Raw genomic sequence first — 22,004 nt, 5'->3', positions numbered from 1 at the left:
GACGCCTGATCTAGGCCGTTCGCAGCTCGGAGACAACCGGGGTTCCCAGCCATTCGACCAGCGCCCGCACCGTCGCCGCAGGCTGCTCCGGTTGCGGCAGGTGTCCGCAATTCTCCAGAACGACGAGCCTTGCGCCGGCAATGCCCTCCGCCATCTCCTTCGAGAATGCGTTGGGAATCGTGTTGTCCTGATCGCCCGTCAGCACCAATGTCGGGCATTTGATCGTCGCAAGCGTCGGCCGTGAATCCACTCGCGCGATGATCGCGATCTGCTGCCGCAGATAGCCTTCGATGCCGACGTCATCGCCCTGCTCGTGTACGAGCTGGCGAATGCCTGCATCGTCGCGGCGCGAGGGATGCACCAGTTCGGGAAACATCTCCTCGCGCGCGGCACGCAGCTCCCCGCGCCGGGCCCGCTCCATCAGGCCGCGGCGGCGCGCGGTCGCCTCCTCCGTGTCGGGCCGCGCCTGAGTGTTGATCAGCGCGAGCCTGGCCACCCGCTCGGGCGCCTGGCGCATGATCTCGAGCGCGATGTAGCCGCCCATGGAATGGCCGGCGAGCGCGAAGCGCGGCGGCGCCTCGCTCAGCACCCGCCGGGCGATCGCCGCCATGCTGTCATCGCGAATATGGTTGGCGACCATCACCGGGCCGAACTGCCACAGCGACGGGATCACCGGTGCATAGATCCGGGCCGAGGAGGCTAATCCCGGAACCAGCAGAATCGGCGTCATCTGGTCCATTATTGCCTCCCGAGCCCCGGAATTTGCCGGAAATTATGCCGCGGAGCTTAGGGGCCCAAGCCGACCTGTCAAATATGCAAAAACGCATGTGAATCGGCGCATCTCCGCTTTGACGGCGGCGCCCGCGGGGACTATGAACCGGGCTCATGACACAACATGATAACGATCACGCTTGGCCGGACCACAAACCGACCGCGCTGTTGGTGCTTGCCGACGGCACGGTGCTCGAAGGCTTTGGCCTCGGCGCCGAAGGCCAAGCCGTCGGTGAGGTCTGCTTCAACACAGCGATGACCGGCTATGAGGAGATCCTCACCGATCCCTCCTATGCCGGCCAGCTCATCACCTTCACGTTCCCGCATATCGGCAATGTCGGCACCAACGACGACGACATCGAGACGGTGAACATGGCCGCCACGCCCGGCGCGCGCGGCGTGATCCTGCGCACCGCGATCACCGATCCCTCGAACTACCGCGCCACCAAGCACCTCGACCAGTGGCTGAAGGCGCGCGGCATCATCGGCCTTTCTGGCATCGACACCCGCGCGCTGACCGCGCTGATCCGCAACAAGGGCATGCCCAACGCCGTGATCGCGCACGCCAGGGACGGCGAGTTCGACCTGCACGGCTTGAAGGAAGAAGCGCGCGAATGGCCCGGCCTCGAGGGCATGGACCTGGTGCCAATGGTCACCTCAGGCCAGCGCTTCACCTGGGACGAGACGCCCTGGCTCTGGGACAAGGGCTTTGGCCGCCAGGACAAGCCTGAGTTCAACGTGGTCGCCATCGATTACGGCATCAAGCGCAACATTCTGCGCCTGCTTGCCGGCGTCGGCTGCAAGGTAACGGTGGTGCCGGCAACGACGTCGTCCGAGGATATCCTGTCGATGAAGCCGGATGGCGTGTTCCTGTCGAACGGTCCCGGCGATCCGGCCGCGACCGGCAAATATGCCGTGCCCGTGATCCAGGACGTGATCAAGTCGGGCACGCCGACATTCGGAATTTGCCTTGGCCATCAGATGCTCGGCCTCGCCGTCGGCGCCAAGACCAAGAAGATGCACCAGGGCCATCACGGCGCCAATCATCCCGTGAAGGACGAGACCACAGGCAAGGTCGAGATCACCTCGATGAACCACGGCTTTGCCGTCGACGAGAGCACCCTGCCGACGGGCGCGACGCAGACCCACATCTCGCTGTTCGACGGCTCCAATTGCGGCATCCAGCTCGACGGCAAGCCGGTGTTCTCGGTGCAGTACCACCCCGAGGCCTCACCGGGTCCGCGCGACTCGCACTATCTGTTCCAGCGCTTTGCCGATCTGATGCGGCAGAACAAGAGCGTGTAGGGCGCGCGCTCTCCTGCAACTGCTTTGACGACATCGAGCCCGGGCCTTCGCCCGGGCTCTTGTCGTTCCGGGCGCAGCGCAGCGCGAACCCGGAATGACAGCGGAACGAGGAACGCCGCTTAACTCCCTTCGTTGATCACTGCTACGCTCACGCAGGAGCCTCTTATGTCTGTCGTCCGCGACAATGCCGAGCCGCTCGCCATCGTATTTGAGGACGACGGGCTCGTGCCGAACAATATCCTCCCCTTCCTGGTCTACCAGGCCGCGGTGAAGCTTGATTCCAGACAGCCGGAAGAGACGATCGAACGCTTGTTCGAAGCGAACGGTTGGGGCGGCACGTGGCGCAATGGGGTCTTCGACTATCTGCATTATCACGCGACGGTGCACGAGGTGCTCGGCGTTGCGCGTGGCAGCGCGCGCGTCCGCTTCGGCGGCGACCACGGCCAGGAGCTGGAGATCAAGGCCGGCGACGTCGCGATCCTGCCCGCCGGCACAGGTCACCAACGCATCAAGGCCAGCGCGGATTTCTGCGTGATCGGCGCCTATCCGCCGGGCGCGAAGATGGAGGTCACCCGCGCAACACCGGAGAACCACGCCAAGGCGCTGAAGACGATTCCAAACGTCGCGCGGCCGCCGGCCGATCCGGTGACGGGCAAGAACGGGGCGTTGATGCGGTTGTGGCGGTAGCTACAAAGACGGTGCAGTAGGGTGGGCAAAGCGAAGCCTGCCCACCAAACAGTTTGAACTGCGGAGAGATAGTGGGCACGGCGCGCGAAGAGCGCGCCTTTGGCCACCCTCCGACAGCGTGCCCCTACGCCTCGTTCGCGCCTTCCTGTCTTGTGGCTTCGAACAGGAACCAGGTGCGGCGCTCGGTCTCGTCGATGAAGTTCTCGAGGATGCTGGCGCTGGCGACGTCGCCGGCGTCGTCGCAGACCTCGTGCGCCTTGCGCATTGCGGCGGCGACATGCTTGTTGTCCTGCATCAGCTCACGCAGCATCTCGCGCGGCGGGACATAGTCTTCGTTGTTGTCCTTGATGGTCTGGAGCTTGGCGATCTGCCCGATCGATTTCAGCGTGGTGCCGCCGATCTTGCGGACGCGCTCGGCGAGCTGGTCGGTGGTGGCGAAGATCTGGTCGGACTGCTCGTCGAGCAGCAGATGATAGTCGCGGAAATGCCGGCCGCTGATGTGCCAGTGGAAATTCTTGGTCTTCAGATACAGCGCGAACGCGTCGGCCAGAAGCACGTTCAGTGCCTCCGAAACCTTGTTGACCGCCTGGGACGACAGATCGGTGGGCGTGTCGAGGTCGGGCGAGACCTTTTGTGGAGCTTTGCTCACGGGAAACCTTCCTGTTAGGACGCAGACATTGACGGCGCGCCGCCGCACCCCTAACGCAGGCGGGCAGCGCCGGTTCCTGCAGCGGAACCGTTTGGCCGGGGCCCTCGACGACCATGGACGATTGGATCGATTATTACGACTCGACGCACACGATCTATGTCAGCAAGCTGCATCGCGACTTGCACTTCCAGATCATCGCGCGGGACATCATCGGCTACATCTCTTCGCCCGAGGCGACCGTGCTCGACTATGCCTGCGGCGAGGCGCTGTCGGCGAGCCAGGTCGCGGCGGCCTGCGGCAAGCTAATCCTCGCCGAGCCCGCGCCGGGCGTGCGCGGCCGGTTGATCGCGCGGTTTGCCCCGAACACGAAAATCCGCGTCCGCTCGCTCGACGACGTCCGCAAGATGCAGGAGCAGTCGATCGATCTCGTCGTGATGAACTCGGTCGCGCAATACATGACGCCGGACGAGCTCGACGCCGCGCTCCTCAACTTCTCCCGTATCCTGAAGCCCTCGGGCAAGCTCGTGCTGGGCGATATCCTCCAGCCCAATGTCGGCATGTTCAGGGACGTCACAGCGCTGCTCAGCTTCGGCCTGCGTCACGGCTTTTTGAAAGATGCGCTGATCGGGCTGATCAGCACCGCACTGTCGGATTACCGCCAGCTGCGCACGCGCATCGGGCTACAGCGCTACAGCGAGGAGGAGATCACCGCCAAGCTCAAGGCAGCCGGCTTCGCGGTCCAGCGCGCTCACCGCAATATCGGCCACAATAGCTGGCGCATGACGTTCGTCGCGCGGCCGCCGCTGGTCCGTTGAGCTTGGTGGATCCGTTAAGCATAACGTCTGCCTGAGGTGGCTTGTCGCACCCCGATCGGTAATGATCGCCGCGGCCCGGTGGCGGAAGTGTCTACGCGAGGGCGATGCATCGCTCTTTATCCTGGTTCAAATCCAGGCCGGGTCTCCACGCTTCGCCCCTCACGGGGCTACGCGTGGCGCAGCCACGCAAGACCCGCAGGGGCGAAGCGTGTCCGGCGTAGCTGGAGCGAAGCGCAAGCGTAGAGGGACTGGCCGCCCAATCCTCAATCAGCCTCAACCACTTCACATTCCGACACAAGCCGCAGCCGGTCTGCATCCTTTGCCGCAGAGATGATGACGGCATCGAGCAGGCCCGGAAAGCGTGCGTCCAGATCCTCACGGCGCAGGCGCACGAATCGGTTGGTGCCGGCGACGCGGGTCTGCATCAGGCCGCATTCGCGCAGCTTGGCGAAGTGATAGGCAAGATTCGACTTGCCGCTGAGCCCGTTGAAATCCCCACAGCACAGCTCGCCGCTGACACGTTCCTGCTGCGCGAGCTGGTACACGATCGCCAATCTGATCGGATCGCTGAGGCAATCCAAAACCATCGGCAGCTCGATCTGCTCGCGGGTGGGGTGGGGTGGGGTGCGGCTCATGGTCCGAAGATCATAGCGAAATGGCCCTAGATGTTCAATAGTTCTTGAACCAATTGACTCCTGACGTGGTCCCATCAATAGTTCAATAAACGTTGAACATAGGGATTTCTCGGATGAGCGTATTCTGGTTGGCCTTGGTAGCCTTTGCGATCGGCACGGAAGGCTTTGTCATTGCTGGGCTTTTGCCGTCGATCGCCACGGACCTGGCGATTTCCGTCCCCGCCGCCGGACAGTTGGTGACGGCCTACGCCCTCACCTATGCGGTCGGCTCGCCGATCCTGGCGGTCACACTGAACAATATCGACCGCCGCACCGTGCTGGCCTTGGCGCTATCGACCTTCATCGCCGGAAACCTCGCGGCGATGGTGGCGTCGAATTACGCCCTGCTGCTGGCCTCGCGCATGCTGATGGCGCTGGGCTCAGGGCTGTGCATGCCGACCGCGCTGGCCGTATCCGTGGCCGTCGCCGCGCCGGAGCGACGCGGCCGCGCGGTGGCGCTGGTTACCTCGGGCCTCACGGTTGCGACCGTCATCGGCGTTCCCCTCGGCAATCTCGTCGGCAGCCTGCTCGGCTGGCGCGCGACCTTTGCCATGGTCGCCCTAATCGGTGCCGTTGCGCTCGCCGGCCTCCTGCTCGGTCTGCCCCGCGGCCTGCCACGCAACACGGCCTCGCTCAGCGATCGGCTGGCAGTGGCGCGTCACCGCAATGTCCTGACGGCGCTTCTGATCACGATTTTATGGGCGCTCGGTGGCTTCACCGTCTTCACCTATTTCGCGGTCCCGCTGCGCGGCCTTGGATTCGATGCGTCGCAGATCAGCCTGGCGCTGCTGGTGTTCGGCGGCGCCGCCGCGATCGGGAATATGCTCGGTGGCGTCCTGGCCGACCGGCTCGGCACGCTCGCCACAGCAGGTCTCGGACTTGCCGGCATGGCCAGCGCGCTGATCCTGCATTCGCTGGTCCTGAAGCTGATGCCGGGACAGACGCATTACGCGGTGCTGGGTGCGATCTTCCTCTGGGGCATCTCGGGATGGGCGTTCTACCCGGCCCAGGTTGCCAGCATCATCCGGATCGAGCCGCACGCCTCGATGATCGCGCTCTCACTCAACGCCTCGGCCATGTATCTCGGCTTTGCGATCGGCGGAGCCTTGGGCGGCGCCGTGCTTGCGGCGTGGAGCCCCGCCGATCTCGGCTGGGTCGGCGGATTGAGCGTTTCGGCCGCTCTTCTGGTCCATCTCGCCCGCGGTTGGCAGGCCCGGCCAAAACCGATCAAAATTGCCGGTTGATGGGCGTTTTTCGGGGTTTCGCCGCCCCGAAAACTGGTCTAAGACCCACCCCGCGCGCGAGGGGGGACCACCGCGCTCTCGGCCAAAGGGACGCGCAGCAGGCGCGCCCTTTTTTTGTGCCCAAATTCCACTTCGGCGAGAGTTGATGCCCAAACGTACAGACATCACCACCATCCTGATCATCGGCGCCGGTCCCATCGTGATCGGCCAAGCCTGCGAGTTCGACTATTCGGGCACCCAGGCGGTGAAGACGCTGAAGGAAGAGGGCTATCGCATCGTCCTCGTCAATTCCAATCCGGCCACCATCATGACCGACCCCGAATTGGCCGATGCGACCTATATCGAGCCGATCACGCCCGAGATCGTCGCGAAAATCATCGAGAAGGAACGTCACGTCATTCCGGGCGGCTTCGCGCTGCTGCCGACCATGGGCGGACAGACCGCGCTGAACTGCGCGCTCTCGCTGCGCCAGCAAGGCACGCTGGAAAAGTATGACGTCGAGATGATCGGCGCCACCGCGGACGCGATCGACAAGGCCGAGGACCGCCAGCTGTTCCGCGAGGCCATGACCAAGATCGGGCTCGAGACGCCGAAGTCGCGGCTCGCCAACGCCTCCGCCCTGAAGAAGTCCTTCCGCGACAAGTACCAGGCCGAACGCGCCAAGGCATCGGGCGCTGCACTCGAAGAGCTCGAGCGGCAATGGGCACTCGGCGAAAGCGACCGCCGCAAGCGCTACCAGGAATATGCGCTTGGCCAGGCGCTGATGGCGCTGTCCGAGATCGGCCTGCCCGCGATCATCCGCCCCTCCTTCACCATGGGCGGCACCGGCGGCGGCATTGCCTACAACAAGGAAGAGTTCCTCGACATCATCGAGCGCGGCCTGGATGCGTCTCCCACCAACGAAGTGCTGATCGAAGAATCCGTGCTCGGCTGGAAAGAGTACGAGATGGAGGTGGTGCGCGACAAGAACGACAATTGCATCATCGTGTGCTCGATCGAGAACCTCGATCCGATGGGCGTGCACACCGGCGATTCCATCACGGTGGCGCCGGCGCTGACGCTGACCGACAAGGAATACCAGATCATGCGCGACGCCTCGCTGGCGGTGCTGCGCGAGATCGGCGTCGAGACCGGCGGCTCCAACGTGCAGTTCGGCGTCAACCCGGAAGACGGCCGCATGGTCGTCATCGAGATGAACCCGCGCGTGTCGCGCTCTTCCGCACTGGCTTCGAAAGCTACCGGCTTTCCGATCGCAAAGGTCGCCGCCAAGCTTGCGGTCGGCTACACGCTCGACGAAATCGCCAACGACATCACCGGCGGCGCCACGCCGGCCTCGTTCGAGCCGACGATCGACTATGTCGTCACCAAGGTGCCGCGTTTCGCTTTCGAGAAATTCCCCGGTGCCTCCACCACGCTGACTACGTCGATGAAGTCGGTCGGCGAAGTCATGGCGATCGGCCGCACCTTCCAGGAAAGCCTTCAGAAAGCATTGCGCGGGCTCGAGACCGGCCTCACCGGACTTGACGAGATCGAGATCGAAGGCCTCGGCCGCGACGACGACAAGAATGCGATCCGCGCTGCGCTGGGCACGCCGACACCGAACCGGCTGCTCCAGGTCGCGCAGGCGATGCGGCTCGGCTGGTCGGACGAGGAGATCTTCAATTCCTGCAAGATCGATCCGTGGTTCCTCAGCGAGATGCGCGGCATCGTCGAGATGGAAGCGAAGGTCCGCAAGAACGGCCTGCCGGGCAACGCCTTCGGCATGCGCACGCTCAAGGCCATGGGCTTCTCCGATGCCCGGCTCGCGGTGATCGCGGAGACGACGGAGGCCGAGGTCACGGCGAAGCGCCACGCGCTCGGCGTTCGCCCGGTCTACAAGCGCATCGACACCTGCGCGGCCGAGTTCGCTTCGCCCACCGCCTACATGTACTCGACCTATGAGGCGCCATTCGCGGGCACGCCTGCGGACGAGAGCTCGCCGTCCGACAAGAAGAAGGTCATCATCCTCGGCGGCGGACCGAACCGCATCGGCCAGGGCATCGAGTTCGACTATTGCTGCTGTCACGCCTGCTTCGCGCTGCACGACGCCGGCTACGAATCCATCATGGTCAACTGCAACCCGGAGACGGTGTCGACCGACTACGACACCGCCGATCGGCTCTATTTCGAGCCGCTCACCGCCGAGGACGTGCTGGAGATCATCGCGAAGGAACGCACCAACGGCACGCTGCACGGCGTCATCGTGCAGTTCGGCGGCCAGACCCCGCTCAAGCTCGCGCGTGCGCTGGAAGCCGCCGAAGTGCCGATCCTCGGCACCTCGCCCGACGCCATCGACCTTGCGGAAGACCGCGACCGCTTCAAGCGGGTGCTCGACAAGCTGCGGCTGAAGCAGCCCAAGAACGGCATCGCCTATTCGGTGGAGCAAGCGCGCCTGGTCGCAACCGATCTCGGGCTGCCGCTGGTGGTGCGCCCGTCCTACGTGCTCGGCGGCCGCGCGATGCAAATCATCCGCGAGGAAAACCAGCTCAGCGATTACCTGCTCGGCACGCTGCCGGAGCTGGTGCCGGGCGACGTCAAGGCGCGCTACCCGAACGACAAGACCGGCCAAATCAACACCGTGCTCGGCAAGAACCCACTGCTGTTCGACCGCTATCTGTCCGATGCGACCGAGATCGACGTCGACTGCCTCTGCGACGGCAAGGACACCTTCATCGTCGGCATCATGGAGCACATCGAGGAAGCCGGCATCCATTCCGGCGACAGCGCCTGCTCGCTGCCGCCGCACTCGCTGGACGACAAGATGATCGAGGAGCTGGAGCGGCAGACCCGCGAGCTGGCCCTCGGCCTCGACGTCGTCGGCCTGATGAATGTGCAATACGCCATCAAGGACGGCGAGATCTACGTGCTCGAAGTCAATCCGCGGGCCTCGCGCACGGTGCCCTTTGTCGCCAAGGTGGTCGGTACGCCGGTGGCGAAGATCGCGGCGCGCATCATGGCCGGCGAGAAGCTCGCCGATTTCAACCTGAAGAAGGCGAACCTCGATCATGTCGGCGTGAAGGAATCGGTGTTTCCGTTCGCCCGCTTCCCCGGGGTCGATACCGTGCTCGGCCCCGAGATGCGCTCGACCGGCGAGGTCATGGGCATCGACCGCTCCTTTGCGGTGGCGTTCGCCAAGAGCCAGCTCGGCGGCGGCACGCGGGTGCCGCGCAAGGGCACGGTGTTCGTTTCGGTTCGCGAGAGCGACAAGACGCGCATCACCGAGGCCGTTCGCGAGCTGCATTCGCTCGGCTTCAAGGTGCTGGCGACGTCGGGCACGGCACGCTTCCTGACCGACCAGGGCATCCCGACCGAGAAGGTGAACAAGGTGCTGGAGGGCCGGCCGCACATCGTCGATGCCATCACCAATGGCGACGTCCAGCTCGTCTTCAACACCACCGAAGGCCCGCAGGCGCTCGCCGACAGCCGTTCTCTGCGGCGCGCGGCCCTCTTGCATAAAGTGCCGTATTACACCACTCTTTCCGGGGCCGTGGCGGCCGCGCAGGGCATCCGCGCCTATCTGGGCGGGGACCTTGAGGTTCGGACCCTGCAGAGCTACTTTTCGGAAACCTGATCGCGAGCGGAAGGCCCAACCTTCTGTTAAGTGATTGGCGGTGAAGCCACTATGGCCGGAGGAACTGTCCGGCCATATGGTTGTTCTGTTCCGGTGCCAAGCCCATATGAACGTTCGGCGGCACGCGCGTTGAGCCCCCGGACAGACTGACGAATCAAGTTGCGTGCGCGCTGACTTTTCAGGGCGCGTGCGACCGAAGGACGAGAGAAGAGATGGAAAAGGTACCGATGACAGCGGGCGGCTTTGCCGCGCTCGGGGAAGAACTGAAGAAGCGCCAGTCGGAGGACCGTCCGCGGATCATCGAGCATATCGCCGAGGCGCGCTCGCACGGAGACCTTTCGGAGAACGCGGAATACCACGCCGCGAAGGAAGAGCAGTCCCACAATGAAGGCCGCATCGCCGAGCTCGAGGACAAGCTGGCGCGCGCCGACATCATCGACATCTCGAAGCTGTCCGGCGACACCATCAAGTTCGGCGCGACCGTGACACTGGTCGACGAGGACACCGAAAAGAAGACGGTGTGGCAGATCGTCGGCGAGGTCGAGGCCGACGCCAAGAAGGGCCGCATCTCCATCACCTCGCCGCTCGCGCGCGCGCTGATCGGCAAGAAGAAGGGCTCAACAGTCGAGGTCAACGCACCCGGCGGCGCCAAGGCTTATGAGATCACCAAGGTGGAGTGGCGGTAACGATTTGCCGTCGCGCGTGATTTGAAAAGGCCGCGCGATGCGCGGCCTTTTGTATCTAGTGTTGCCGAGGGGGTGCGGCTTACTCCACCTCGCTCCGCCTGCGGGGAGAGGACGAACTACCTTCTTCCTCTCACGTCGAGCGGCACGGCCGCCTCGTATTTCGAATTGTGCAGCACCAGCGAGGTCCGCACGTTGCGGACGTGCGGGGCGGCGGTCAGGTGGGTGACGAAATCCTGGAAGGTGGCCATGTCGGGTGCGACGCATTTCAGGATGAAATCGACTTCGCCCGACAGCATCCAGCACTCGCGCACCAGCGGCTCGGCGCGGACGAACTCCTCGAAGGCGCGCAAATCGGCCTCCGCCTGGCTCGAGAGGTGCACTGCGGCAAACACCGTGACGTCGAAGCCGAGCTTGCGTGCATCCAGAAGCCCGCGATAGCCGTGGATATACCCCTCCTCCTCCAGCGCCCGCACGCGGCGCAGGCAGGGCGGGGGCGAAATGCCGACGCGCTTGGCCAGCTCGACATTCGTGATTCGACCGTCGGCCTGAATCTCGGTGAGAATCTTCAGGTCGATCTCGTCTAGGTTCCGCGACACGTGATTGGAACTCCTGGTCTTGCGGCGGTATCGGTGGCTTTGTCGCAATCCTCATAGCCCAGACCGCACGACCGGCGCAATTTTATTGCGCGTGCAGCGCAATCGACTTTTGTTCCCTGTTGGAAAAATCCGCCGATAGGGAATGCAATTCTTGCATAGCTCACCAGAAGGCTTAGATTACCTCTGATATTTCAGCGCCTCCGCGAGGCCTCCCGGCACGTTCCGCGCCCGCGCTGCAGTCCCCCGTGAAAGGCATCTGTCGAAATGTCCGCCGCTGTCCATGCAAAGGTCGTCATCATCGGCTCCGGCCCCGCAGGCTACACGGCGGCGATCTACGCCGCGCGCGCGATGCTCGAGCCGATCCTGATCCAGGGCATCCAGGCAGGCGGCCAGCTCACCATCACCACCGACGTCGAGAACTATCCCGGCTTCGCCGACGTGATCCAGGGCCCCTGGCTGATGGAGCAGATGGAGAAGCAGGCGCTGCATGTGGGCACCCAGATCAAGACCGATCTGGTGACGAAGCTCGACACCTCGCAGCGACCCTTTCGCCTCACCTGCGATAGCGGTGACGTCTATCTCGCCGACACCGTGATCCTCGCCACCGGCGCCCAGGCGCGCTGGCTCGGGCTGCCGTCCGAAGCGAAATTCCAGGGCGGCGGCGTGTCGGCCTGTGCCACCTGTGACGGCTTCTTCTACCGCAACAAGCAAGTCGTGGTGGTCGGCGGCGGCAATACCGCGGTCGAAGAAGCCCTGTATCTCACCAACCATGCCTCGCAGGTCACCATCGTGCATCGTCGCGATCACTTCCGCGCCGAACGCATCCTGCAGGAGCGTCTGTTCAAGCACCCGAAGATCAAGGTGGTCTGGGACTCAGCCGTCGACGAGATCTGCGGCACCGAGAACCCGAACAAGGTCACCCATGTGCGACTGAAGAACGTCAAGTCCGGCGCGTTGACCGATGTGCCGACCGACGGCGTCTTCATCGCCATCGGGCATGCCCCGGCGACCGAGCTCGTGGCTGGGCAGGTCAAGCTGAAACCGTCGGGCTATGTCGAGGTCGCCCCGAACTCGACCGCGACCTCGGTCCCCGGCCTGTTCGCCGCCGGCGACGTCGCCGACGAGACCTATCGTCAAGCGGTCACGGCGGCCGGCCTCGGCTGCATGGCGGCGCTCGAGGCGGAACGATTTTTGGCCCTGCGCGCCAGCGAGCGCGCGGCAGCGGAATAGACATCATGGCAAGAACACGCGACGGATTTACGGATATGGACTGGGACAAGCTGAAGGTGTTTCACGCCGCGGCGGAAGCGGGCAGCTTCACGCACGCGGGCGAGCAGCTCGGCCTGTCGCAATCGGCGGTGTCACGCCAGGTCTCGGCACTGGAGCAGGAGCTCTCTGTCTCGCTGTTCCACCGCCACGCCCGCGGCCTGATCCTCACCGAACAGGGCGACCTCCTGTTCCGCACCGCCCATGACGTCTTCATGCAGCTGCAGGCGGCGCGCGCGAAACTGACCGACAGCCGCGAGCGGCCGAGTGGCGATCTCAAGATCACCACCACGCCCGGCGTCGGCATCAACTGGCTGATCCCCAGGCTCGGCGAATTCACCGCGCTCTATCCGGAAATCCGGATCTCGCTGATCGTCACCGACGAGGAGCTCGACCTATCGATGCGGGAGGCCGACGTCGCGATCCGCACCCGCAAGCCGACGCAGCCGGATCTCATTCAGCGCAAGCTGTTCGCGATGGGCTTCCACGCCTATTGCTCGCCTGATTACATCAAGCGCTTCGGCACGCCGCGCACGCTGGAGGAGCTCGACTCCCACCGCATCATCACGCTCTCTGACGGCAACTTCGCCCCGCATCTTCAGAACCGCAACTGGCTGGTCGAAGCGGGACGCAACGGCTCGGGTCCGCGCGAAGCCTATTTCAGGGTCAACAACATTCTCGGCCTCGTCCGCGCCTGTCAGCAGGGCCTCGGCATCGCGGCGCTGCCGGACTATCTGATCGAAGAACAGAGCCGCCTCGTGCAGCTGTTCGGCGAATCGGATTCGATCCAGCTCGATACGTATTTTGTTTATCCGGAAGAGCTGAAGACGGTCGCGCGCGTGCAAGTGTTCCGCGACTTCGTGGTGAGCAAAGCGCAGCGCTGGCCGTCCTGATTTCCGCATGTCTGACATGCGGCTTGGACGCTTGATGCATGGCGCGAGGCTAGCCCATAATGTTTCTACGCTGAGCCTTCGCGTTGCGCATTTGTCCCCCTCCTCCAGTGGCGCGGGAGTTCAGTAATCCCTCTTGGAAGGTGATTGTGTCGGCCTCACGTGGCCAATACCTTAAGCCGGGCTCGATCGAGCCCGGCTTTTTTTTGGCAAATCCGGCCATCGCCCTCCGCGTGTATTGACAGTTCCATGCTTACCCCGCATCATTTGCGAATGATCACGAAGTCGTGCGCAATCTCCTCGCAGGCAGTCGCCTCGAAAAAAGGCCCCCATCTGGGGACCTCGGATTTTTGCGCGCGCTAACAGCCTTCGTCATCGCGAGCCGAAACTTCGAAAACCCCGCCGCCTGGACGGGGTTTTTTTCATGTGCCCCGTCTCAGGTTTCCCGAGAAGGAGATGGAACATGACCGGACTACAGGAACATTTGCACGGGCTCTGGCTGCCGCTGGTGACGCCGTTTCGCGACGGCGCCCTCGACGAAAGGTCGCTGCGCCGGCTGACACGGCATTACAGCGGACAGGCCGTCGACGGCTTCATCCTGGGCGCGACCTCCGGTGAAGGCATGACGCTGCGCGACGCCGAGCTCGAACGCCTCGTCGCCATCGTGCGCGACGAGCTGACCACCGGCCACAGCAAGCTTCCGATCTGCCTCGGACTTTCAGGCGCGGACACCTCGCGGCTGAAGGAGCGTCTCGACGAGACCGCGGACTGGCCGATCGACGGTTATCTGATCGCGAGCCCGTATTATGTGCGGCCCTCGCAGCGCGGCCTTCTGGCGCATTTCGAGGCGCTCGCCGATCACGCCGCCTGGCCGCTCGCGCTCTACAACATCCCCTATCGCACCTCGGTCAACATCACCAACCAGACGCTGCTGCGGCTTGCCGGGCATCCGAACATCATCGGCCTGAAGGATTGCGGCGCAAGCCGCGAGCAATCCATCGCGCTGCTGCGCGACAGGCCTGCGGACTTTCGCGTGCTGACCGGCGAGGATGCGAATTATTTCGAGGCGCTCAGCGACGGCGCCGATGGCGGCATCGTGCTGTCAGCCCATCTCGAGACCGCGACGTTCGCGGCTGTCCATGCCGAGCTGAAGCGCGGCAATCACGATGCAGCGCTGGCGCGCTGGCAGGAGGTCGCGGACCTGACGCGCCTGTTGTTCACCGAGCCCAGTCCCGCGCCGGCAAAATACTGGCTGTGGCGCACGGGTTTGATCGACAGCCCCGAAGTGCGCCTGCCGATGGTCGAGATCGGCAGCGAACTCGCAGTCCAGCTCGACCGCGAGATCGAACGGCGGATGCAAGTCGCGGCGTAGCTGATAGCCCCTCACCCCACCCTCTCCCCGTAAGAACGGGGAGAGGGTGTGATAGAGCGTGCGCGTGGTTAACCCCGCCCCAACGGCCTTCGCTGCTGCCGCATGGCGCATCCACGGCTCGTTTACGCAAACGCGCCTATCGTCTTCATTCAAAGTCTTTTCAATGGGGGAATGATCATGGGGCAACGCATCCGCCCGACGACGGCAGACACGTTCGCGTCGGCTGATTTCTTGCGGGGAATTGTGGTGGTGTCGTCGTTCGGCTTCTGGGCGGTGATGCTCGGCCTGATGCCGGTGCTGGTGTTTCGGGTCTGGCTGGCATGATGCCAGCGCGCCGCGATGGTTAACTCGTGGTAGCAGCTGTGTTCAAAAGCGCGCGAAACTGCGACCCGGAATTTTAAAATATCCCGTGTAGCGTTCATGCCCATAAGCGAAGAAATCGCGGGGGCGTTTGTGAATAGTCATAACGAGATGGCGTCGCATTACGACGCTGGACAGCAGGGCTTTACCACCGAGGACATTCTCTGGGCCGCCGGCATCTGGTCGGTGATCCTCACTCTGTCGCCGGTGATCGTGTTCTACATGCTGATGGTGGCGTAACTTCCATCCACTTTCTTGAGCACGATCTTATCGGAAAACCGCTTCACACTTTTCCGGATCGTGCTCGCCCGAAAACGCAAAACGCGCGGAGGTCCGCGCGTTTTTCGTCCGGGGAATGATTTATGAAAATTACGCCGCCTGCTTGTGCATTGCGCCGGACGCCGACGCCGTGCCGCGAATAGCCTTCACCGAACGTTCGATCGCCGCCCACAGCCTTGCGATTTCCTGCGCCGCACGGCTCTCGGCCTGATATTCCCGCGCGCCCTCGCCGTGGCTCAGCGCCATCAGCAGATCCGAACGGTTGGTGATCTGGCCGCCCCACACCGGAGCACGGAACTTCGCCAACGCCTCGCGGGCGATGGTGACGATCGGGCTTTCGGACTCGTCGCGGCGCGCCGGCGCACCGTTGAGCACGACCGCGTAGGGCTTGCGCGCCGCACGGCACATCTGGATGGTTTCCTGCACCGCGTTGACGTCGAACACGCCGGGACGGGCAGGAATCACCACCATGGTGGCATTGCGGATGGCGTCGTCGACGACGGCCGACAGGTTTGGCGGCGTGTCGATCAACACCCATTCATAACCGTCGCGCTTGGCCGCGGAGACGATGCCGCTGACCGAGTTCACCGCGGACTTGATCGGCGGCTCGTTGGTGCCACGCAGCTTGTGCCACAGCGTGAGCGAGCCTTGCGGATCGGCATCGACGAGCAGGATCGGCTTGGTCGCCTTGATCTGCGCGGCGAGATGCGCGGCCAGGGTACTCTTGCCTGAGCCACCTTTACGCGATGCAAAAACAATAACGTTCATACCTCTGCCTCCAGATTGACCCCAGGCGGCGAAAATGAATCACCGCGGTGATTCGGGAAAGAAAAATTTATCATAAGTTATGCTGGCGCCATGAAATAACAAAGCGCGTTGGCTTTTGAGTCACACTACTGCGTGCGACGACGGCTGCGAGCTGCATCGCAACACCCTTCACGCCAGCAATCGTGCGTTTTTTGAGCAGCCTTGGCAGGACGAAGCGGAATGCAACCTCGCCGCGCAATCCGTTTCGCTAGCCTTTCCGTCCTGCCTTATCGCAAGCTTCCGCACGCGGAGGCGAACAAAAGGAGTCCGGTGGCTGGTGTGGGGCTGATGCCTGGGTCAGTTTGACTCAAGGGGCGAGCGAACGAGGGCTGGACACGCAAATGCCCGGGACATCAAACGCACTGCGCGCTGTGGCCCGGGCATGATCGAGTTTCAAAAAGGGAACGCGGCGCCCGCGTTCAGCCTTCGCTGGCTTTCTTCTTCTTGGCCGGCTTGGTGCTCTTCTTCGCCGTCCGGCCCGAGCTCCTGGGCGCGATGCTGGTCGGCTTGCCGGCGCGGGGCGCGGCCGCCATGCCCGGCTCCGGTCCAGGCCGGAAGAACGCGCGGCACTGCGGCGAGAGCTGCGACTTCTTCTGGATCATGCAGGCGGTGATGGCGTCGACGTTCGGAACGAACTCGCCGCACAGCCGCATCGCATCCGGCGTGCAGGCCTGCTGCTCCTCCTGGGAGTAGGCAAAGCCTTCACCCGGCTGGATCAGGACGGCCAGGGCGATCCCCGTGATCGCGGCAGCCAAGGTTTTCTTGAAACGGAACGCCGGCATCGATCCCCCCAAATGTCGAGTCGGAGGCGATAGTGGGTGAACGGGGGTTCGTTGGCAACCGAGGGGAGATGCGAAAGGCGGGACGTGTGCGGTCTCGGCAACAGGGACCCCCAAAACAAAAAACGCGAAAACAACCCCATGCACAGTAGCCAAGTCCATGTGGCGATTGAACTTTGCGGATCGCATTTTTGCGGATTTTACGAAATAGATTTGACTCGTCGGGCAAAACAGGAGCATGATGCCATCATCACAGAACGTGCGTGGGGTGGTCGGCTTGTCTCCTGCGCTGGACAAAAGCGTGAGCAGGAGCGGAGACGATTGCATGGAGCGACATGAGGCGGAGCTGCCGCTGTCGGGCGTGACGGTGGTCTCGCTCGAGCAGGCGATCGCGGCTCCTCTTGCCAGCCGGCATCTTGCGGACTGGGGCGCCCGCGTCATCAAGATCGAGCGGCCGGGCGACGGCGATTTCTGCCGCGACTACGATCACGTGATGAACGGGATGTCGAGCCAGTTCGTCTGGACCAACAGGTCGAAGGAGAGCCTCGCCATCGACATCAAGAGCCCTGAAGGCCAGGAGGTGCTCAAGGCCCTGCTGCCGCAGGCCGACGTCTTCATCCAGAACCTGGCGCCCGGCGCGGCGGAGCGGCTCGGCCTCGATGCCGCATCGCTGCTGCGGAAGTATCCCCGGATCATCGCCTGCGACGTGTCGGGCTATGGCGCGGGCGGTCCCTACAGCGACAAGAAGGCCTATGATCTCCTCGTGCAGTGCGAGGCCGGCGTTCTCGCCATCAACGGCACCGAGGCGGAGCCCGCCAAGGTTGGGCTGTCGGTGGTCGATATCGCCACCGGCATGTACATCCTCAACGGCGTGCTGATGGCGCTGTATCGCCGCGAGCGCACCGGCAAGGGCACCGCCTTCCAGGCCTCGCTGTTCGATTCCATCACGGACTGGATGAGCTATCCCGCCTTCTACACGCAGAGTACGGGCCGGCCACTGCCGCGAACCGGGGCAAGGCACGCAACGATAGCGCCGTATGGCCCGTTCCGCGTCGGAGACGGCAACACGATTTTCTTCGGCATCCAGAACGACCGGGAATGGCGATCGCTGTGCGCCGTCGTGCTTGGCGAGGCGGCCCTTGCCGACCACCCCCGCTTCCGCAGCAATCCGCTGCGCATGCAGAACAGGGACGATCTGCAGGTCCATATCGAGCAGCGTTTTGCAGCGATGACCAGTGACGAGGTGCTGCGGCTGCTCGACGAGGCCTCGATCGCCAACGCGCATCTGAATTCGGTCGAGGCGTTCCTGGAGCACGAGCAGCTCCGCGCCCGCTCCCGGGTGCAAACGGTGGGATCTCGTTGCGGCCCGGTGATGAGCTTCCTGCCGGCTCTCACCATTCCCGGCCTGTCGCCCCGGATGGATCCCGTGCCTGACGTCGGGCAACACAACCAATCCATCCTCAGCGAACTCGGTCTCGCAAAGGAGACATGACGATGGCCCCTCAGCGGCCGACGCGGGTCTATCTGGCCGTTCCCGCGCATCGCTCCCGTCTCGTCGCCAAGGCGGCTACCTCGGCCGCGGATGCGGTGTTCATGGACCTCGAGGACGCCGTGCCGCCGTCCGAGAAGGGCGCGGCGCTGGAGGAAGCTGCGGGGGCTTTATCTTCTCTGGATTGGGGCAACAAGGTCGTCGCGGTCAGGCTCAACGCCGTCGACAGCCCCTTCATCGCGCAGGAAATCGGCACGCTCGCTGCGCTTCCCAGATTGGATTCGGTGATCGTGCCGAAGGCGGAGCGGGCGAGCGACATCGCCGCCATTGCCGATCAGCTGCGTGCGGCCGCGCCCGATCGCCCCTCGCCTGTTGCGCTCGAACTGCTGATCGAGACCGCGCTGGGTCTCGTCAATGTCGACGCGCTCGCCGCCGCGCACGACAGCGTCGCGGCCCTTCATCTCGGTGTCGGCGATTTCGCGGCGTCGATCGGCGCCCGCTCCTCGGAAATCGGCGCGTCGCCGGACGGCTACCGCCACGTGGGCTCCGCCCAGAGCGGCTATGCCTCGGCGCCGCTCGATCTGTTCGCCTATCCGATGATGCGCCTGCTGGTGGCCGCGCGCGCGTTCGGGCTACGCGCGATCGACGGTCCGTGCGGCGCGTTCCGGGACGGCAAACTGACTGAAAGCAGCGCGCTCAAGGCGGCTGCGATGGGTTTCGACGGCAAGCAGGTGATCCATCCCGACCAGATCGAGCCGACGCTGCGGGCGTTCGTCCCGTCCGACACCGAGCTCGCGCACGCGCGGCGGGTGGTCGCGGCCATGGAGCACGCCGAGGCGCAGGGCCAGGGCGCGGTGACGCTCGACGGCAAGATGATCGACTATGCCAATGTGCGGATGGCGCGCAGGATCATCGAGATGGGGTCGTAGCGGCGCATGACCACGGTGCTGATCGTCGCGCCGGTGTTTGCGCTGATCGCGGCCGGCTATGCCGCGGTGCTGTTTCGCTTCGTCTCGGAGACCGCGCACAAGGGCATCTCCGAATTCGCCTTCAGCATCGCGATTCCCGCGCTGCTGTTCCGCACCATCGTCGTCTCGGAATTTTCCGGCGTCAGCCCCTGGCGGATGTGGGGCGCCTATTATGGCGCGCTCGCGCTGACCTGGATCGCGGCGCTGGCGCTGTCGGCGCTGCTGCGGCAACGGCGCGAGGATCACGAGGACGGCGTCGTGTTCGCGATCGGCTCGGTCTACGGCAATATCGTGATGCTCGGCATTCCGCTGACGCTGTCGGCATTGGGCAACGAGGCGGCAGGACCGATGGCGCTGATCCTGTCGGTGAACACGCCGCTGCTCTGGCTCTGCGGCACGCTGCAGATGGAGCTGGTCGACCGCAAGCAGACCGCCTCGGCCGCGTCGCTGATCGTGCCGGTGCTGCGCGATCTCGCCCGCAACCCGATCATGCTGGCGATCGGCTTCGGCCTCGTCTGGCGCCTCACCGGCCTCGGCCTTCATCCCGTCGTCGACCGGACCGTCGAGCTCCTGGCGCAGGCGGGATCGCCGGCGGCGCTGATCGCGCTCGGCATCAATTTGTTCAGGTTCGAGGTCAAGGGCGAGATGTTGAGCGTGGTCGTGATGAGCGCGCTCAAACTGCTGGCGATGCCGGCGGCCGCCTTCGTGCTGGCAAAACTGCTCGACCTGCCGCCGCTCGCAGCCGGCGTCGTCGTGCTGTTCGCGGCGATGCCGACCGGCGCCAATGCGTACATCTTCGCGGTACAGTATCAGCGGCTGGTGAATCCGGTGTCGGGCGCGGTGGCGCTGGGCACGCTGCTGGCGGCGGTGACGTTGCCGGTGGCGGTGTGGGTGGTGGCGAGGTGAGGCAGGCCGTGCGCGATAACTCGCTTTCGAGCAAAAACTTCTTTGATGTCATCCAGCTGTTTGGCATCGAACGCAATCCGCATATCAGCGTTCGTGGCGACACCTTGTCGTCGCTGTCCAAAGCTGTGTGATCTGCGTGGAACTCCTGACAGCACACGCGTGATAAATCCATTTCGGCGCATTGAACCGGTCCAAACGCTCAACTGACCAAAAAGAGATCTGCAATAAAGGAGCAGTTCCATGGGCATTCCCAAAGATGGGACGGTTTCGGTCCGCATCACATGCGTTGGTCACGCCAGCCGACGCTGGAGAGGTGCCCGCACGAAGGCGGCGGCGTCCGCACTGAATCAGCGCCTGTCGGAATTCAGGGCGAAAACGATCTTCGACCAGGTCGATCCCATCGTCAAAATGCAGCTGCCGGGATTGCCCGTCGCGCTTGGCCAAAAGGCAGTCGGGAGCACGGAACCGTTTCCGACGGCCGGCGAAGATAACGCCGCCATCGATCGCAGTGTCGTCCTCATGGTCGACCTGGTTTGGACAGGTACGGGCGGTTACAAGAAGGTGCACCGTCCGCCTCGGCTTGTTTATGCGCCGAGCACCTTCTGGGAGATGAAAATCGCAGCGCTCTTTGGCGCCTCGGGTATCGGCGTCAAATCGAGCTTGCTCCGCGTGAAGATCAAGAACTTGAGTACAGGGCGCGAACTTTCGCTTTTTGGGCCGATTATCGGCGGTGATCTGACCATCGGAGCCGGCATGTTCAAGAAGGTGCCCAAGGTGTCGCCCGTGAGCTTCGACAAGTTCGATCCCAAACAATTGCGGGATGCGCAAGTGGGCAAGCCGGTCGTGTTCACGACACCGCTCATGGACTTCGACGACTGGATCAACGGATCGGAAGGCCAGCTCGTGCGGGTCGTTCACGGTCATCTTAAAACCGGCGTGACCAAGTCGCAGACCAGCTTTCTCCAGTTCGTCAGCGTCGATACTCATCCCGGCTCATTGGTCTTCGATCTGAAGGCGCTCGGTTTCTCGTTGGGTATTCCCGAGGTATCCAATCAGGTGCAATCCGGAACACTCAAAGCCGAAAATCATCCGTCAGACCAGTATCTCGTCGACACACCTGATGACGTCGTTCCTGTCCAAGTCGCACAGCACCGCAGCGAAGGCCTTCTGATCAGCTTCCCAACTGAAAAACATCACTGGACGGATTTGAGTTCGAGCCAGCAAGAGGAAGTGAAGCGATTTGTGTTGAACAGAACGGCAGCCATTCGCGCTTTGTCTGACTTCAAGGATGTGGTCGCCCCGACGCCGTGATGGGGCGGGTAGCTGGCAGACTGATTTCCCGACGGAGCTGTGGCTTCGTGCTTCGAGGGGGCGAGAAGCCGAGCATCCTGGTGGTATGCGCGCTCGACCCACTGCAGGTGCCGACCTGCGCGAATACGCACATCTTCGCGGTGCCGTATCAGCGGCGGGTGAACCCGGTGTCAGTTGCGGTGGCGCCGGCACGCTGCTGGCCGGCGGTGACGTTGCCGGTGGTGGTGTGGGTGGTGACGAGGTGAGGTGGTCGGCGGCTTGGCGAGTGCGCCGCACCACCTCCCAAATACAATCAGCGCAGGCCCAGGAACGAGAGCACCACACCAATCACGACGACGAGTCCGACCAAATAGATAATGCCGTTCATGTCTCAGCTCCTCAGCGTTGTCAGTCCTGCCGCAACACAAACACCCAAGGTCGTGAAAAGGTTCGGCGTTGCCCAACGCCGATTTCTCCCGAAATGGGGGAACGAAAGCGACCGATCCTGCTTCGTGGCGTGCTGAGCCTTCGCCCCCCTCAACTCGATGATTTTGCGTTTAC

23 protein-coding genes are annotated in these 22,004 nt (G+C 63.7%); 17 read left to right on the top strand and 6 right to left on the bottom strand.

Annotation, left to right across the window (positions count from 1 at the left end; all coding sequences use genetic code 11):
• Window positions 1-10: 10 nt before the first annotated feature.
• Window positions 11-739 carry an alpha/beta hydrolase gene (locus IVB13_RS14490; RefSeq protein WP_247489317.1) on the bottom strand — a complete coding sequence of 243 codons (729 nt, stop codon included), beginning with the start codon at window positions 737-739 and terminating at the stop codon, window positions 11-13.
• A gap of 146 nt (window positions 740-885) precedes the next feature.
• Between IVB13_RS14490 and carA the strand changes: the two genes are divergently transcribed.
• Together carA and IVB13_RS14480 are read left to right on the top strand one after the other, a co-directional pair.
• Window positions 886-2,076 carry a glutamine-hydrolyzing carbamoyl-phosphate synthase small subunit gene (gene carA, locus IVB13_RS14485; protein WP_247489315.1) on the top strand — a complete coding sequence of 397 codons (1,191 nt, stop codon included), beginning with the start codon at window positions 886-888 and terminating at the stop codon, window positions 2,074-2,076.
• A 165-nt stretch (window positions 2,077-2,241) separates the two neighbouring features.
• On the top strand, window positions 2,242-2,763 hold the full coding sequence (locus tag IVB13_RS14480; protein ID WP_247360997.1) for a hypothetical protein: 522 nt from the start codon (window positions 2,242-2,244) through the stop codon (window positions 2,761-2,763).
• A gap of 124 nt (window positions 2,764-2,887) precedes the next feature.
• Here IVB13_RS14480 and IVB13_RS14475 read toward each other — a convergent pair whose 3' ends face one another.
• Window positions 2,888-3,412 (bottom strand): DNA starvation/stationary phase protection protein, encoded by a 525-nt coding sequence (locus IVB13_RS14475; RefSeq protein ID WP_007596666.1) that lies wholly within the window; start codon window positions 3,410-3,412, stop codon window positions 2,888-2,890.
• A 113-nt stretch (window positions 3,413-3,525) separates the two neighbouring features.
• Here IVB13_RS14475 and IVB13_RS14470 point away from each other — a divergent pair, with 113 nt between their 5' ends.
• Complete coding sequence (locus IVB13_RS14470; RefSeq protein ID WP_085360537.1) at window positions 3,526-4,227, top strand: class I SAM-dependent methyltransferase; 702 nt, start codon at window positions 3,526-3,528, stop codon at window positions 4,225-4,227.
• A 263-nt stretch (window positions 4,228-4,490) separates the two neighbouring features.
• Here IVB13_RS14470 and IVB13_RS14465 read toward each other — a convergent pair whose 3' ends face one another.
• Window positions 4,491-4,862: a helix-turn-helix transcriptional regulator gene (locus tag IVB13_RS14465; protein ID WP_018453591.1), complete on the bottom strand. Its 372-nt coding sequence runs from the start codon at window positions 4,860-4,862 to the stop codon at window positions 4,491-4,493.
• Between the two features lie 113 nt (window positions 4,863-4,975).
• On the opposite strand from IVB13_RS14465, the gene IVB13_RS14460 reads away from it, so the two are divergent.
• The 3 genes from IVB13_RS14460 to greA all read left to right on the top strand — a co-directional run bounded on the left by IVB13_RS14460 (window position 4,976) and on the right by greA (window position 10,441).
• Window positions 4,976-6,145: an MFS transporter gene (locus IVB13_RS14460; protein WP_204512332.1), complete on the top strand. Its 1,170-nt coding sequence runs from the start codon at window positions 4,976-4,978 to the stop codon at window positions 6,143-6,145.
• A gap of 145 nt (window positions 6,146-6,290) precedes the next feature.
• Window positions 6,291-9,755, top strand: coding sequence for a carbamoyl-phosphate synthase large subunit (gene carB / locus IVB13_RS14455; RefSeq protein WP_247489313.1), 3,465 nt, complete (start codon window positions 6,291-6,293; stop codon window positions 9,753-9,755).
• A 212-nt stretch (window positions 9,756-9,967) separates the two neighbouring features.
• Window positions 9,968-10,441 carry a transcription elongation factor GreA gene (gene greA / locus IVB13_RS14450; RefSeq protein ID WP_007596674.1) on the top strand — a complete coding sequence of 158 codons (474 nt, stop codon included), beginning with the start codon at window positions 9,968-9,970 and terminating at the stop codon, window positions 10,439-10,441.
• Between the two features lie 116 nt (window positions 10,442-10,557).
• On the opposite strand, the gene IVB13_RS14445 is transcribed toward greA, so the two are convergent.
• Window positions 10,558-11,037, bottom strand: coding sequence for an Lrp/AsnC family transcriptional regulator (locus IVB13_RS14445; protein WP_007596676.1), 480 nt, complete (start codon window positions 11,035-11,037; stop codon window positions 10,558-10,560).
• Between the two features lie 264 nt (window positions 11,038-11,301).
• On the opposite strand from IVB13_RS14445, the gene trxB reads away from it, so the two are divergent.
• The 5 genes from trxB to IVB13_RS14420 all read left to right on the top strand — a co-directional run bounded on the left by trxB (window position 11,302) and on the right by IVB13_RS14420 (window position 15,165).
• The gene (trxB, locus tag IVB13_RS14440; protein WP_018453588.1) at window positions 11,302-12,267 is read left to right on the top strand and encodes a thioredoxin-disulfide reductase; all 966 of its coding nucleotides are present in this window, start codon (window positions 11,302-11,304) and stop codon (window positions 12,265-12,267) included.
• 5 nt (window positions 12,268-12,272) lie between these two features.
• Window positions 12,273-13,196 (top strand): LysR family transcriptional regulator, encoded by a 924-nt coding sequence (locus IVB13_RS14435; protein ID WP_007614700.1) that lies wholly within the window; start codon window positions 12,273-12,275, stop codon window positions 13,194-13,196.
• Between the two features lie 460 nt (window positions 13,197-13,656).
• On the top strand, window positions 13,657-14,565 hold the full coding sequence (locus tag IVB13_RS14430; protein WP_247489311.1) for a 4-hydroxy-tetrahydrodipicolinate synthase: 909 nt from the start codon (window positions 13,657-13,659) through the stop codon (window positions 14,563-14,565).
• Between the two features lie 177 nt (window positions 14,566-14,742).
• The gene (locus IVB13_RS14425; protein ID WP_247489309.1) at window positions 14,743-14,889 is read left to right on the top strand and encodes a hypothetical protein; all 147 of its coding nucleotides are present in this window, start codon (window positions 14,743-14,745) and stop codon (window positions 14,887-14,889) included.
• Between the two features lie 96 nt (window positions 14,890-14,985).
• Window positions 14,986-15,165, top strand: coding sequence for a hypothetical protein (locus tag IVB13_RS14420; protein ID WP_007596684.1), 180 nt, complete (start codon window positions 14,986-14,988; stop codon window positions 15,163-15,165).
• Between the two features lie 129 nt (window positions 15,166-15,294).
• Here the strand turns inward: IVB13_RS14420 and IVB13_RS14415 are convergent, their stop codons facing one another.
• Window positions 15,295-15,972, bottom strand: coding sequence for a ParA family protein (locus IVB13_RS14415; protein ID WP_007596685.1), 678 nt, complete (start codon window positions 15,970-15,972; stop codon window positions 15,295-15,297).
• A 458-nt stretch (window positions 15,973-16,430) separates the two neighbouring features.
• A complete protein-coding gene (locus tag IVB13_RS14410) occupies window positions 16,431-16,793 on the bottom strand; it encodes a hypothetical protein (protein WP_247489307.1) in 363 nt (120 codons plus the stop codon).
• A 322-nt stretch (window positions 16,794-17,115) separates the two neighbouring features.
• Between IVB13_RS14410 and IVB13_RS14405 the strand changes: the two genes are divergently transcribed.
• From IVB13_RS14405 to IVB13_RS14385, 6 genes are all read left to right on the top strand, one after another.
• Window positions 17,116-18,282, top strand: coding sequence for a CaiB/BaiF CoA-transferase family protein (locus IVB13_RS14405; RefSeq protein WP_247296195.1), 1,167 nt, complete (start codon window positions 17,116-17,118; stop codon window positions 18,280-18,282).
• Window positions 18,283-18,284: 2 nt separating this feature from the next.
• Window positions 18,285-19,208, top strand: a complete 924-nt coding sequence (locus IVB13_RS14400) for a CoA ester lyase (RefSeq protein WP_085360601.1) — start codon at window positions 18,285-18,287, stop codon at window positions 19,206-19,208.
• A 6-nt stretch (window positions 19,209-19,214) separates the two neighbouring features.
• Window positions 19,215-20,153 carry an AEC family transporter gene (locus IVB13_RS14395; protein ID WP_247489306.1) on the top strand — a complete coding sequence of 313 codons (939 nt, stop codon included), beginning with the start codon at window positions 19,215-19,217 and terminating at the stop codon, window positions 20,151-20,153.
• Window positions 20,150-20,284 (top strand): hypothetical protein, encoded by a 135-nt coding sequence (locus IVB13_RS40185; RefSeq protein WP_256467693.1) that lies wholly within the window; start codon window positions 20,150-20,152, stop codon window positions 20,282-20,284. The genes IVB13_RS14395 and IVB13_RS40185 overlap by 4 nt, the downstream gene beginning before the upstream one ends.
• Before the next feature lie 109 nt (window positions 20,285-20,393).
• On the top strand, window positions 20,394-21,464 hold the full coding sequence (locus IVB13_RS14390) for a hypothetical protein (RefSeq protein WP_085354353.1): 1,071 nt from the start codon (window positions 20,394-20,396) through the stop codon (window positions 21,462-21,464).
• A gap of 47 nt (window positions 21,465-21,511) precedes the next feature.
• On the top strand, window positions 21,512-21,709 hold the full coding sequence (locus tag IVB13_RS14385; RefSeq protein WP_247489304.1) for a hypothetical protein: 198 nt from the start codon (window positions 21,512-21,514) through the stop codon (window positions 21,707-21,709).
• Window positions 21,710-22,004 lie beyond the last annotated feature (295 nt).

Source organism: Bradyrhizobium sp. 17 (genome assembly GCF_023073515.1).
Lineage (GTDB): Bacteria > Pseudomonadota > Alphaproteobacteria > Rhizobiales > Xanthobacteraceae > Bradyrhizobium > Bradyrhizobium canariense_D.
This window is presented reverse-complemented; position numbering and strand designations above follow the sequence as displayed.

Coding starts and splice junctions, on each gene's coding strand:
- trxB (WP_018453588.1), top strand. CDS start 11,302: ATGTCCGCCGCTGTCCATGCAAAGGTCGTCATCATCGGCTCCGGCCCC.
- IVB13_RS14490 (WP_247489317.1), bottom strand. CDS start 739: ATGGACCAGATGACGCCGATTCTGCTGGTTCCGGGATTAGCCTCCTCG.
- IVB13_RS14415 (WP_007596685.1), bottom strand. CDS start 15,972: ATGAACGTTATTGTTTTTGCATCGCGTAAAGGTGGCTCAGGCAAGAGT.
- IVB13_RS14430 (WP_247489311.1), top strand. CDS start 13,657: ATGACCGGACTACAGGAACATTTGCACGGGCTCTGGCTGCCGCTGGTG.
- IVB13_RS14425 (WP_247489309.1), top strand. CDS start 14,743: ATGGGGCAACGCATCCGCCCGACGACGGCAGACACGTTCGCGTCGGCT.
- IVB13_RS14395 (WP_247489306.1), top strand. CDS start 19,215: ATGACCACGGTGCTGATCGTCGCGCCGGTGTTTGCGCTGATCGCGGCC.
- IVB13_RS14410 (WP_247489307.1), bottom strand. CDS start 16,793: ATGCCGGCGTTCCGTTTCAAGAAAACCTTGGCTGCCGCGATCACGGGG.
- carB (WP_247489313.1), top strand. CDS start 6,291: ATGCCCAAACGTACAGACATCACCACCATCCTGATCATCGGCGCCGGT.
- IVB13_RS14400 (WP_085360601.1), top strand. CDS start 18,285: ATGGCCCCTCAGCGGCCGACGCGGGTCTATCTGGCCGTTCCCGCGCAT.
- carA (WP_247489315.1), top strand. CDS start 886: ATGACACAACATGATAACGATCACGCTTGGCCGGACCACAAACCGACC.
- IVB13_RS14460 (WP_204512332.1), top strand. CDS start 4,976: ATGAGCGTATTCTGGTTGGCCTTGGTAGCCTTTGCGATCGGCACGGAA.
- IVB13_RS14465 (WP_018453591.1), bottom strand. CDS start 4,862: ATGAGCCGCACCCCACCCCACCCCACCCGCGAGCAGATCGAGCTGCCG.
- IVB13_RS14470 (WP_085360537.1), top strand. CDS start 3,526: ATGGACGATTGGATCGATTATTACGACTCGACGCACACGATCTATGTC.
- greA (WP_007596674.1), top strand. CDS start 9,968: ATGGAAAAGGTACCGATGACAGCGGGCGGCTTTGCCGCGCTCGGGGAA.
- IVB13_RS14435 (WP_007614700.1), top strand. CDS start 12,273: ATGGCAAGAACACGCGACGGATTTACGGATATGGACTGGGACAAGCTG.
- IVB13_RS14480 (WP_247360997.1), top strand. CDS start 2,242: ATGTCTGTCGTCCGCGACAATGCCGAGCCGCTCGCCATCGTATTTGAG.
- IVB13_RS14390 (WP_085354353.1), top strand. CDS start 20,394: ATGGGCATTCCCAAAGATGGGACGGTTTCGGTCCGCATCACATGCGTT.
- IVB13_RS14405 (WP_247296195.1), top strand. CDS start 17,116: ATGGAGCGACATGAGGCGGAGCTGCCGCTGTCGGGCGTGACGGTGGTC.
- IVB13_RS14420 (WP_007596684.1), top strand. CDS start 14,986: ATGCCCATAAGCGAAGAAATCGCGGGGGCGTTTGTGAATAGTCATAAC.